The sequence below is a fragment of the Bacillus sp. JJ722 genome (assembly GCF_036963345.1).
In the GTDB taxonomy this organism is placed as follows: Bacteria; Bacillota; Bacilli; order Bacillales; family DSM-1321; genus Bacillus_AD.
On the sequence record NZ_JBALMO010000297.1, the window covers coordinates 1 to 11,369 of the forward strand.

At 34.7% G+C, this 11,369-nt stretch carries 12 protein-coding genes; 9 read left to right on the top strand and 3 right to left on the bottom strand.

Features of this window, described 5'->3' with window-relative positions; genetic code table 11:
* Positions 1–72: 72 nt before the first annotated feature.
* The gene (gene ylbJ, locus V7014_RS24245) at positions 73–1,278 is read right to left on the bottom strand and encodes a sporulation integral membrane protein YlbJ (RefSeq protein ID WP_335511179.1); all 1,206 of its coding nucleotides are present in this window, start codon (positions 1,276–1,278) and stop codon (positions 73–75) included.
* A 201-nt stretch (positions 1,279–1,479) separates the two neighbouring features.
* Here ylbJ and V7014_RS24250 point away from each other — a divergent pair, with 201 nt between their 5' ends.
* Both V7014_RS24250 and V7014_RS24255 read left to right on the top strand, forming a co-directional pair.
* Positions 1,480–2,274, top strand: coding sequence for a patatin-like phospholipase family protein (locus V7014_RS24250; protein WP_335511181.1), 795 nt, complete (start codon positions 1,480–1,482; stop codon positions 2,272–2,274).
* Positions 2,271–3,290 carry a SepM family pheromone-processing serine protease gene (locus V7014_RS24255; protein ID WP_335511183.1) on the top strand — a complete coding sequence of 340 codons (1,020 nt, stop codon included), beginning with the start codon at positions 2,271–2,273 and terminating at the stop codon, positions 3,288–3,290. The genes V7014_RS24250 and V7014_RS24255 overlap by 4 nt, the downstream gene beginning before the upstream one ends.
* A gap of 81 nt (positions 3,291–3,371) precedes the next feature.
* Here the strand turns inward: V7014_RS24255 and V7014_RS24260 are convergent, their stop codons facing one another.
* Positions 3,372–4,592: a nucleotidyltransferase gene (locus V7014_RS24260; RefSeq protein WP_335511185.1), complete on the bottom strand. Its 1,221-nt coding sequence runs from the start codon at positions 4,590–4,592 to the stop codon at positions 3,372–3,374.
* 514 nt (positions 4,593–5,106) lie between these two features.
* On the opposite strand from V7014_RS24260, the gene V7014_RS24265 reads away from it, so the two are divergent.
* The 4 genes from V7014_RS24265 to V7014_RS24280 all read left to right on the top strand — a co-directional run bounded on the left by V7014_RS24265 (position 5,107) and on the right by V7014_RS24280 (position 7,467).
* Complete coding sequence (locus V7014_RS24265; protein WP_335511187.1) at positions 5,107–5,625, top strand: YceD family protein; 519 nt, start codon at positions 5,107–5,109, stop codon at positions 5,623–5,625.
* 72 nt (positions 5,626–5,697) lie between these two features.
* The gene (rpmF, locus tag V7014_RS24270; RefSeq protein WP_019242418.1) at positions 5,698–5,871 is read left to right on the top strand and encodes a 50S ribosomal protein L32; all 174 of its coding nucleotides are present in this window, start codon (positions 5,698–5,700) and stop codon (positions 5,869–5,871) included.
* Between the two features lie 130 nt (positions 5,872–6,001).
* Positions 6,002–6,763, top strand: coding sequence for an enoyl-CoA hydratase/isomerase family protein (locus V7014_RS24275; RefSeq protein ID WP_335511190.1), 762 nt, complete (start codon positions 6,002–6,004; stop codon positions 6,761–6,763).
* Positions 6,764–6,858: 95 nt separating this feature from the next.
* On the top strand, positions 6,859–7,467 hold the full coding sequence (locus tag V7014_RS24280; protein ID WP_335511192.1) for an RsfA family transcriptional regulator: 609 nt from the start codon (positions 6,859–6,861) through the stop codon (positions 7,465–7,467).
* A gap of 91 nt (positions 7,468–7,558) precedes the next feature.
* On the opposite strand, the gene V7014_RS24285 is transcribed toward V7014_RS24280, so the two are convergent.
* Positions 7,559–8,017, bottom strand: coding sequence for an N-acetyltransferase (locus V7014_RS24285; protein ID WP_335511194.1), 459 nt, complete (start codon positions 8,015–8,017; stop codon positions 7,559–7,561).
* A 277-nt stretch (positions 8,018–8,294) separates the two neighbouring features.
* Here V7014_RS24285 and V7014_RS24290 point away from each other — a divergent pair, with 277 nt between their 5' ends.
* The 3 genes from V7014_RS24290 to bshC all read left to right on the top strand — a co-directional run bounded on the left by V7014_RS24290 (position 8,295) and on the right by bshC (position 11,305).
* Positions 8,295–9,185 (top strand): 2-dehydropantoate 2-reductase, encoded by an 891-nt coding sequence (locus V7014_RS24290; RefSeq protein ID WP_335511196.1) that lies wholly within the window; start codon positions 8,295–8,297, stop codon positions 9,183–9,185.
* Complete coding sequence (locus V7014_RS24295; RefSeq protein WP_335511197.1) at positions 9,186–9,572, top strand: DUF3397 family protein; 387 nt, start codon at positions 9,186–9,188, stop codon at positions 9,570–9,572.
* A 104-nt stretch (positions 9,573–9,676) separates the two neighbouring features.
* Positions 9,677–11,305: a bacillithiol biosynthesis cysteine-adding enzyme BshC gene (gene bshC / locus V7014_RS24300; protein ID WP_335511198.1), complete on the top strand. Its 1,629-nt coding sequence runs from the start codon at positions 9,677–9,679 to the stop codon at positions 11,303–11,305.
* Positions 11,306–11,369 lie beyond the last annotated feature (64 nt).

Below are 11,369 nucleotides of genomic sequence, written 5' to 3' on the forward strand. Positions count from 1 at the left end.
CGTGTTTCCTTTATCTCATACGAAGTGCGTAAGTCTCATACAGCGTAAAACGGGGGCTCTTCGCTTTTGTTCTTATATTCGTGTCCGTTTAAAGTAGAGTGTAATATAAAGAAGCAATGACAGGATTGTTATGATAGGTCCAATCGTTGATAGAGTGTGTAGTAATTGAGTAAACCAATCAGATTGTTCGTAAATCATGGCGGGTAATGTGTTGGTTGATGAATTTTTTGAAACTAGTTTTTCATAGACTGGTTTCCAAATAATGAGTGTTATAAAGCTAGCGATACATCCATGTATAATTCGAGCAACGAAAAAAGGAGTAAAACGGATATCTGTTTGAGCTAGAATACTGGCTACTTGTGCTTGAACACTTAAACCGCTAAACGCTAAAATAAAGCTCGCAATAATCGCTTGATGTAAAAGGGATGTGTCTACTACGCCACTTGTCATTTGAGAGCCTAGTGTAATTTCGAACATTCCAGCAATTAGAGGAATGCTAAAGTCTTGAGGGATTTGTAATGCTGACAATATATAGTTAAATCCATATGAAAGGGTACCTGTTATATTCATTACGAACAATAATTTATTGATAACAGAAAATAAAATAATGAAGCCGCCAATCATAAGAAGGGTTTCTATTGAAGAGAGTACAGCGTCACCTAGCATTTTTCCAATAGGTCTGTTATCTTTAATGCGAGTTCGATGTAGTTCTTTAAATGCTTGTTTGATGGAACGATTTTTTTCCTTTTCTAGTTTGACAGTTTCTTTTCCGTAGAAGCGCATCATAATACCAACGATAAAATTACCTACATAGTGTGAAATTGCAAGGACAATGCCAAGTGTTGGATTTTGGAAAAAACCAATAGATACAGCGCCAAAAATAAAAAGTGGGTTCGATGAGTTTGTGAATGAAACGAGTCGTTCAGCTTCTATTTTTGATAATTGTTTTTCACTCCGTAAACGTGCAGTCAATTTTGCTCCAGAGGGGTAGCCTGAAGCCATCCCCATTGCCCAAATAAAACCTCCAACTCCTGGTACTTTAAATAATGGACGCATAAGAGGCTCTAATAATATGCCGATAAAGGTAACAACACCAAAACTGATTAACATTTCAGATATGATGAAGAAAGGTAATAGTGAAGGGAATACTATTTCCCACCACATATTTACACCACGAATTGAAGCCTCCAAGGAAGGTTGTGGATATTTTATGAGCGCTACAGCTAATATTGTAGCTATAAGAGCTAGAACGAGTGATTTTAAAACTGATTTAGTCACATAACAGGCCTCCTATGAAGTGTTCTATCTTTGCATGTAGTTCGTGCAGTGATAAAATATCGTAATAACGTATATGTATTTATTTAAAGAGTGATTCTTACCAAATGACGTCTTGTCCTCATAACAAAATATACTCGCAAGCGACGTTTTTAGAACAATTATAGTGAATCATTTATAATTATTTAGAAAGGAGATTTTCTTTTGAAACAAAAGCCGAAAATCGGCCTTGCTCTTGGTTCAGGGGGAGCGAGAGGCTTTGCGCATGTAGGGGTTATTAAAGTATTAAAGGAAGAAAATATTCCTATATCCCTTATTGCTGGCAGTAGCATGGGTGCATTAGTTGGTAGTATGTATGCGGCAGGTACTGATCTTGAACAACTATATAAAATTGTTATGAAGTTTAAAAGAAAGTATTTTTTAGATTTCACTGTACCTAAGATGGGCTTAATCAAAGGTAATAGAATAAAGGAGTTTATTAGTATCTTTACGCATGGAAAGAAGCTTGAAGAATTAGACATTCCAATATCGATTGTTGCAACCGATATAAAAACAGGAGAGAAAGTAGTCTTTACTGAAGGGAGTGTAGCGGATGCTGTAAGGGCTAGTATCGCTATTCCAGGTATATTTACACCTGAAAAAATTGGGGATCAGCTACTGGTTGATGGAGGAGTTGTAGATCGAGTTCCTGTTTCTGTTGTAAAAGAAATGGGTGCTGATTATGTTATAGCTGTTGATGTGTCTCACGTGAAGCAAGATATGGAAGTAACATCAATCTATGATGTCATTATGCAGTCATTAGATATTCTTCAAATGGAGATTGTAAAAAATCGAGAAATTGCATCTAATGTGATGATTAGACCGAGGGTGGAACAATTTAGCTCACGTGCCTTTACAAATATTGATGAAATTATCGCGATTGGTGAGAGTGAAACGAGAAAACATATAGATCAAATAAAAAGAGAAATTGCAAAGTGGGAAGAAGGTACGAATGAATGAAGTGGAGAAGAGTAGTAAAAGGCTCTCTAATCATTATTAGCTTATTGGTATTATGTGCATACTTTATTCCTTTGCCATACTATGTCTCGAAACCTGGGATGGCAAAAGAACTTGAACCAATTATAGAAGTAGACAACGGAACAGATGCAACTGGTAATTTCATGTTGACGACGGTACAAATGGGGAAAGCAAATATCTTTACATATACATTGGCTCAATTCATGGATTATTGGACTATTCATGATGAGAATGAGGTTAGAAGAGATGATGAAACCGATGAAGAGTATGAAATGCGTCAGCTTCATATGATGGAAGGTTCCAAAGAAAAAGCAATTATTAGCGCTTTTCATGAGGCGAAAAAACCTTATGAAACGGTTTATAAAGGTATATACGTTTATGGATTAGTAGATGGGATGCCAGCAGCTGATGTATTGGAAGTTGGGGACCGAGTTACGAAGGTGAATCAAAAGCGAATAGAATCTTCTAAGCAGTTTACGAATATAATTGCCCAGCACAAGCAAGGTGATTCCATTAATCTTGAAATTATTCGAGATAAGAAAGTTTTACATAAAGATGTGAAGTTGGAAAAAATACCTGAAACAGGAAAATTAGGTATTGGGATTATTTTGATTGATGATATTGATGTGAAAACAACACCTCATGTGTCAATTGATAGCGATCAAATTGGTGGCCCTTCTGCTGGATTAATGTTTTCTTTAGAAATATATAATCAGCTAGTGAAAGAAGATATCACGAAAGGGTATGAAATTGCTGGAACAGGTACTATTAATGAAAAAGGTGAAGTGGGTGCAATTGGCGGCATTGATCAAAAAGTAGTTGCTGCTTCGGATAGTGGTGCCCAAGTCTTCTTTGCTCCGAATGAAAATGGAAGAAAAGATTCAAATTATGCTTTAGCGAAGAAAACGGCTGAAGATATAAAAACAGATATGAAGATTATTCCGGTTGATACGATAGATGATGCACTAGATTATTTGAAAAAACTAAAAGAAAAGTAAGTGTAAACCCCTAATTCTTTAGAATTAGGGGTTTTTTGAAAGAAATCTATGTGTTGTATAGCAAGTACTGAGTTCACTTTGTTATACATCTTTGAAGATAATCGGCTGTTGATACTCCCTTTGTATCATGGCTGTTTGAGCTTTTGGTGGTAAGGCGAGTGCATGGATGATGCTTGCTTGAATATCGAAGTTAAGCGCTTCATGTTGGATATTAGCTATTCTTGAGATGAGAGGTAGTTCAACCCTTTTTTTCTTTTCATTTAAGTATTTTCTACCCTTTTCTGTGAATCCAAGAACACGGAGGTAGGCAGGTTCAGTAAGACAGCGTTTAATTTGCTCTTTTTTCGCATTAGTTAAAATGTGGACACAAATTCTTTGAAGTCTTGTTAATGTGTATCTTTTCGTTTTGACCTTCATAATAAATTCTGCAAATGTACTGCATACAAGTGCTGCCTCTTTCATACGGTGTTGTATTCCTTCTTCTACTTCGTAAATCTTTTCCAACTCTTCTTCTGAGCTAGAAATCAATTTATATTGTAAGAGCGACCAGTAATTTTCCCATTGATGTAAAGTGTCATAAGTTTGTACGTAGTTCTTTAATTCATTGTACGTGTAAGTAGGCATGAATGACTTAGTCGCATTTGTTTGTTCATCAGTTTCAAATAGAGCTTTACGAATACTTGTTGCACTTGCAATCGATCCTTCTGGAAGCTGTGTATCGTGGTATTCTGCAGCAATACGATTAATGAGTGTTGGTTGTATTCGATAGTTGTGTTTGAGAGCGGTACGAACGTATTGATAACCTAAAATATTATTAGGTTTTGTTAAGTCAAGGTCACCGTCTTTTTGTAACCCTAAATGCTCGAGTGCTAAGGAAACAGATTTTGGATAGTTATTGCCTTTTTTCGTAAAGATACGAATTGTTTCATCGATTTGTTCCGCATGTTTCGTCATTTGTTCGTATTTTGTAAAAAATGACTCAATTGAACCATTTTCGCTACCAAAACAAAAGGTATCACAATGTAATGCTTCTAGGAGAGTAACAGCTCCAAAGGCGAAGTGCTCTGCATGTTGTGTGCTATAAATGTATGGAAGTTCAATTACTAAATCTACTCCGCTTTTTAATGCCATAGCTGCTCTAGTCCATTTGCTAACAAGGGCAGGCTCTCCTCTTTGTAAGAAAGAACCGCTCATTACTGCGATGACAACCTCAGCATCATTTTGTAATTTACTTTGATTGACATGGTAACGATGTCCATTATGAAATGGATTGTATTCTACAATTAATCCTACAGCCTTCATAGTAACCTCCATACTAAAAATTCTACTGTTATCATTATAGAGGATAGAAATTGTAAGAACAAACTCAATCGATGTTTGCTATTTGATAAAAATTTAAATTTTCAAAATATTATGTACAAGTGTTTATGAAAAGGTGTAAAATAATTATATTAATATTATTTTGAGAGTGAGGGATCTAGTATGAGTTCCAAAAAAGAAAGACAAACCCGTATTACTAATGTGATTTTTTACACTTTGATGGCAATCTTATGTATTTTCCTTGCCATTGTAAAAATCATGGAGTAATTTATTATTAACTTAATCAATCATGAACTTTAGAAAATTGTCTTTATATAAGTATTCATGTTTTGATCACTTTGCGTTTATTATATAAATAGTGCTACAATACTAGAGGTTAAAAAGTTATTATTAGTACATAATAGACAAAAATGAAGGAAAAAGGCTGTAAAGAAATTATATTGACAATCAATAAAATGAAAGCTATAATTACCTTTGTTGCCTTGAGGTGATTTGAATGAAATGGACAATAACTCAGCTTCAGAAGTATCGGGCTAAAGGTCTTGTGCTCGATGAAAGTATTGATGTTTCAGAAATTAAGGAAGCAGATAAGCAAATACGCGATGTTTCCCCAATTCACGTTACTGGTAGAGCGGATATAAACGCAACGAATATTACGTTTCATATCCATTTAACAGGAGTGTTAACCTTGCCTTGTGCAAGAACATTTATAGACGTAAAGCATCCAATCGATATTGAGACTACAGAAACCTTTTTGTTAAATGATGATTTAAGCGACTTAGACAGTGAGTTTTATACTGCTGTTAAAGGCGATGTCGTTGATTTAACACCTGTTATAAGAGAGAACTTATTGTTAGAAGTACCGATGCAAGTGTTTTGCGAAGATGCTAATCCTGAAGGTGCTGCTCCTCAATCAGGTAATGATTGGTCTGTGGTTACTGAAGAAGCGCAGGAGAAGAAAGTTGATCCTCGCTTAGCGGGTCTCGCAAAATTCTTCGATAACGACAACAAATAATAATATGTAACAAGAAGATTCGGGATTATCCGGTCCTTCTTCTTAAACCATTTTTTTAAGGAGGTGGGAATAATGGCTGTACCATTTAGAAGAACGTCTAAGACTGTAAAAAGAAAACGCCGCACTCATTTTAAACTTGAGGTGCCTGGTATGGTAAGTTGCCCAAACTGTGGTGAAATGAAACTTGCTCACCGCGTATGTAAAGAATGTGGAACATACAAAGGTAAAGAAGTTGTAAGCAAATAATTGCTTTCCAATAAAAGGTCGTAATGAATTTTTCATTACGGCCTTTTTTTGATGCTAGTTTTAATTGTTTAAATATTTTGTATAATGAAGAAAGAGTATTTTAATTTTATTGGAAAAGGGGAAATTGGACATGGGTGACGAGATTCTACAGAAAGTTATCAGTGATGGGGTTTGTACGTTAATTATTAATCGTGAAGAAAAATACAATGCTATTAATTTTGATCTTATAAATGAATTTGATCAAAACCTTGAGCAAGCTAGAGTAGATACATCTGTGAAAATGATTGTCATAAGAGGTGCAGGAGAGAAAGCTTTTTGTTCAGGCGGGGATTTAAGTGAATTTCATGCTTTGAAAACAGAAGCAGAAGCATATAGTATGTTGTCAAAAATGGGTGATGTTTTACATAAACTAGCGACATTTCCAAAGCCGACAATTGCGTATATGAATGGTATTGCTATTGGAGGTGGTTGCGAAATCGCAGCGGCTTGTGATATTCGAGTAGCTCAAGAAAGCGCAAAAATGGGCTTTGTGCAGGGGAATCAAGGTATTACAACAGGGTGGGGTGGTGGCACACTCCTAATGGAAAGACTCTCTCCGTCTCAAGGCTTTCAGTTGTTGTGGTCAGCTTCTATAAAGACAGCAATGGAAGCGAAAGATTTGGGGTATATTACAGAAATTATAAGAGAAGACCAAGAGTTAGAACTGTTTTTACAAACGTTTAAGGAGAAACAGAGCGGAGTGTTGCAAGCTTATAAGCAAATGCTAGTGCGAAAATGGAATATGACAGATTTGGAGAAGCGCATGAAAGAAGAAATTAGCGTTTGTGCAAAGCTTTGGGAAAGTGATGAACACCACGAGGCTGTAGCTCAATTTAGAAATCGGCGTAAATAGTATCTACATAGTTCATTAAAATAATTCAGAATCATTTCTATCTTTTCTAGCAACTGCATAAATATGAAGTAAAACCTTGCGAGGAGGGTGGAAAGATGTCTGTATCGAGACAAGATGCTTGGACACAAGATGAAGATTTAATTCTAGCAGAGCTTGTTTTACGACATATTAGAGAAGGTAGTACGCAGTTAAATGCGTTTGAAGAGGTTGGAAAGAGGTTATCACGAACATCAGCAGCATGTGGATTTCGATGGAATTCATATGTTAGAAAACAATATAATTCAGGTATTGAACTAGCTAAAAAGCAAAGAAAAGAGAATAAAAAACTTCGATTGAATGAAAAAGTATTAGAAGATGAAAAGGTAGAGCATGATGAACCGATTTTGAGCGAAACTTTACCTGACTTGAAATTAGATGATGTTATTACTTTCCTTGTTACTTTACAAAGAAGTTCAACTAATAAAGGGCTTGAAGAAGTGAAGTTAAAGCAAGAAATATACATGCTTGCCCAAGAAAATGAAGAATTAAACAAAGAAGTAAGAGACTTAGAAGACCGTCTTCATATTGTGGAAGATGATTATCGTGCTCTTATAGAAATAATGGATAAAGCAAGGAAAATGGTAGTATCAGAAGATGGTAAGAAAAATCATAAAGTAAAGTTTCAAATGGATAAAAACGGGAATTTAGAAAGGGTAAAGAAGTAAGGAAGGATATTAGTAAACATTCTCAAGCTAGTGAAAAAAGAGGTTGTTCTAAGATGAAAATTAGAACAGCCTCTTTTTAGTTTTAAGTAAGTTACTTTCCATTAGGAATCCAAATTAGTGGATTCTCACCTAAATCACGTTCCATATCGTAGGAAACGCTTTCAAATTGCATCTTCTTCCAGAATTCATGAGATCGAACACGCGGATTAGTTTTAATTGGTAGGTTAAAGCCCTTTGCGAACTCAACAAGTTCTCTTCCGTAGCCTTTGAATTGATATGGAACAAGAACTTCTAATTTCCATAGCTCGAGAAATTCTTGTTGTGGTGTAAAATATTGATCAAATTTGGCACTTCGTTTATAAAGGGACATTCTTGCAATTAGTTTATCCCCGTAGTAAATTCCGTAAAATGGTGATTCACTATCATTTTCGATGATGTTAGTTTCTAGATCTTCAAGCATAGACAACTCTTGTATGCCGTATTCTTTGAACTTTTTAAATTCTTCAAGTGTTTTGTAATTTACTAACAGACGTTCAATCTTAAACTTCATTCATCATTTCCCCCTTGTTCGCTTTCGTTTTCACATGTTGCCCCTAACTCATATGTCTGTATATATAATTGTATTATTCGCAATTTACATCATATTTAGTAAATTGCTTAATATTTATTATATACTACATTCAATGAAAAAACCTCTGAAATACTTCTTTGCAAGTCTTTATTTGTAAATTGTTCTTTAACTTTTTAGGTTTCATATCATTTGCTTTATTCCACAACAATGACATTTTTGCTAAAATAACGTTACATTATAAAAATGAGGGATCATAATGAGAATTGGAATAATTGGTGGAGGATCAATCGGTTTATTAGTAAGTGCTTATTTCGCTCGTAAGCATGCTGTAACAGTTTATACACGGAGTGAACAACAAGCAAATGAAATAAATCATAAGGGTCTTTGTCTAGAAAAGGATGGAGAAGAAACGACTATTCCTGTTGTTGCAACTCCACTAAGTAATAAACTAGTTCACAATCAAGATTTATTTATAATTTCTGTAAAACAATACCATCTACCCACAGTGATTCCGCATTTGAGAAATATACATAGTAAATTATTATTTGTACAAAATGGTATGGGTCACTTGAAGTATATTAAAGAGCTTGCAGAATCAAATGAGGTTTTTATTGGCGTAGTAGAGCATGGTGCTTTAAAAATGAAAGCGAACGCAGTGTTACATAGTGGAAATGGCTTGGTTAAGGTAGCTTCTTATAATGGTGATTTAGCAGATTTACATTGGTTACAAGATGATTCGAGCTTTCCGTTTATATTTGAATCCAATTACAAAGAGATGCTAACTCAAAAATTAATTGTGAATGCGATGATTAATCCTTTGACAGCTATTTTTGAGGTAACGAATGGCACATTATTGACCAATCCGTATTATAAAACTATATTCACTAACTATTTTCATGAAATTACACCTCTTTTAGAAATTAAGAATCAGGAGGGCGTATTACAACATGTTATAACAATATGCGAAAAAACCGCCAAAAATCGTTCCTCAATGTTGCGTGATATAGAAGAAAAACGGCCAACTGAAATTGATGCTATACTAGGTTACATACTTGACTTAGCCGTGGAAAAGCGGGCATCTGCGCCTATTACGAATAATCTTTATAACATGATAAAAGGAAAGGAACATGAACGAAAGGAGAGCTAAATGAAGGGTTTGTTCTCGGGTATTATAGCAACGTTTGTTGCATTTCCATTTGTTGGTTATTTAATTGTGTTTGTTCTTACAAAGCAAATAACTAAAAAACACCGGAAAGCTGTTAATGTTGCATTATATAGTAGTTCTATCCTTTTAATTAGTTCAGTTCACTTTTTTATCCTTTCAATTTGGCGAGTTTCGTTACTATGGGCTATTTTAACATTTGTCATATTAACTGCAATGCTTGTAGTAATCGTGCATCATAAAGTAAAGGAAGAGATTGTGATGGCGAATGTATTAAAGGGAGTCTTGCGAATAAATACATTTATCTTTAGTATTGCTTATGTCATATTAGTAGGTTATGGTCTCGTTGTTAGCCTAATCAATCTACTATGAAAGGTTTTATTTAGAGTGTAAAAAGTGGGCTGATTTTTTGTAATTATACTTGCTGGTGATATACTTTAAAGAGACATGATGAAGTTTTGGAAAGGAAGTCTGTGATGGAAATAAAAGAAATTGTATTGCCATCTATCAATAAATTTGCTTCTGATTATGTGAAAAGTCTTGAAGGTGTAAAAGATTATTTCCACTATGATTTAAAAGAAGCTAAGGTATATGAACAAAGATATCGTGATTTGATGGAGCAATCTTTTAACAGAAAAGATTTAGCCCTTGTTATAGAAAAGTACTTAACACAATTTGGTATTTCGCCTGAAGTGCGAGAGAATATTGAAAAACTTAAACAAGAGGATTCGGTAGTTGTAATCGGAGGTCAGCAGGCTGGTTTATTGACTGGGCCATTGTATACCATTCATAAAGTAATCTCGATTATTAAACTAGCTAAAGAACAAGAAAATCAACTACAAAAGCCTGTTATACCAGTATTTTGGATTGCGGGTGAGGATCATGATTTAGATGAAGTAAATCATGTATATGTTGAAAAAGAAGGTAGTTTTCAAAAGAAAGTATATCGTACGCTCATAGAGACGAAAGCGATGATTTCGGACGTAACTATCGATCAAGAATCAATGGAACAATGGCTTCAAGATGTATTTTCGGGTTTTGAAGAAACGGTCTTTACGAGGGATCTCTATCTTAAGCTGCAACAGTATTGTCGTCAATTCGATGATTTTACAAGCTTTTTCTCTTGTATTATCAATGAATTGTTCCAAAGCTATGGCTTACTGTTAATTGATTCAGGTGATAAATCCTTTAGGAAGATTCAATCCTCCTTCTTTGAAACATTGATATCGCAACATCAAGAAATTAATGCTGAAGTGCGTAAACAACAAGATTTGATTAAAGACAAAGGATACTCGATTGCGATTGCGATGGACGATCAGAATGCGAACCTGTTCTATTATAGCAATGAAGAACGTGTGTTGTTGGAATATGATGTGGAGCAAGCTTTGTTTAAAGGAAAGAATCACGACGCTGTTTTTACGAAAGAAGAATTACTTGAGATTGCCAAGCTTGAACCAGAGAAATTAAGTAATAATGTTGTAACTCGTCCTATGATGCAAGAAAAAGTTTTTCCGGTATTAGCATTCATTTCAGGACCGGGCGAAATCGCATATTGGGCAGAATTAAAACGAGCTTTTGAACACTTGGAAATGAAATTACCACCTATCGTTCCTAGGATGAACATTACTATTCTTGATAGAAAGGTCAATAAAGCGTTGCAAGAAGTAGATATGGATCTTTACGAAGCGCTTGTGCAAGGTAGTGAAAAGGCGAAGCAAAGATTTTTAGCGACGATAGAAGATGAGCAAGTAGCGTCGTTATATCACATAATGGAAAAACAGCTTATTCAAAATCACGCATTATTTTCACATGCCGCATTAGATGTGGATAAAGGACTTGAACCATTGTTGAAGAAAAATGTAGATATCATTCAAAATCAATTGCAATTTATCCAAGCTAAAGTGGAACAAAGCTTGGAGAGTAAGCATCAACATACTTTGCAGAAGTTTACGATTATTAACAACGCACTTAGACCAAATGGTGGTCCTCAAGAAAGATTGATTAATATTTATTATTACTTAAACCAATTTGGACCTCGATTTGTAGATGAATTAATGGCGTTACCATTAGAAGCAAATCCGTTTCACAAGGTTATTATTATATAAGTAGTCATTTTGTTGGTTAGAAAGAGGTAAATAGTTTGATATAATTAGAACAAGGGCTTATTTT

Excerpts from the sequence above, each read along its gene's own strand:
- V7014_RS24255 (WP_335511183.1), top strand. The coding sequence starts at position 2,271 with ATGAAGTGGAGAAGAGTAGTAAAAGGCTCTCTAATCATTATTAGCTTA.
- V7014_RS24260 (WP_335511185.1), bottom strand. The coding sequence starts at position 4,592 with ATGAAGGCTGTAGGATTAATTGTAGAATACAATCCATTTCATAATGGA.
- V7014_RS24265 (WP_335511187.1), top strand. The coding sequence starts at position 5,107 with ATGAAATGGACAATAACTCAGCTTCAGAAGTATCGGGCTAAAGGTCTT.
- rpmF (WP_019242418.1), top strand. The coding sequence starts at position 5,698 with ATGGCTGTACCATTTAGAAGAACGTCTAAGACTGTAAAAAGAAAACGC.
- V7014_RS24275 (WP_335511190.1), top strand. The coding sequence starts at position 6,002 with ATGGGTGACGAGATTCTACAGAAAGTTATCAGTGATGGGGTTTGTACG.
- V7014_RS24280 (WP_335511192.1), top strand. The coding sequence starts at position 6,859 with ATGTCTGTATCGAGACAAGATGCTTGGACACAAGATGAAGATTTAATT.
- V7014_RS24285 (WP_335511194.1), bottom strand. The coding sequence starts at position 8,017 with ATGAAGTTTAAGATTGAACGTCTGTTAGTAAATTACAAAACACTTGAA.
- V7014_RS24290 (WP_335511196.1), top strand. The coding sequence starts at position 8,295 with ATGAGAATTGGAATAATTGGTGGAGGATCAATCGGTTTATTAGTAAGT.
- V7014_RS24295 (WP_335511197.1), top strand. The coding sequence starts at position 9,186 with ATGAAGGGTTTGTTCTCGGGTATTATAGCAACGTTTGTTGCATTTCCA.
- bshC (WP_335511198.1), top strand. The coding sequence starts at position 9,677 with ATGGAAATAAAAGAAATTGTATTGCCATCTATCAATAAATTTGCTTCT.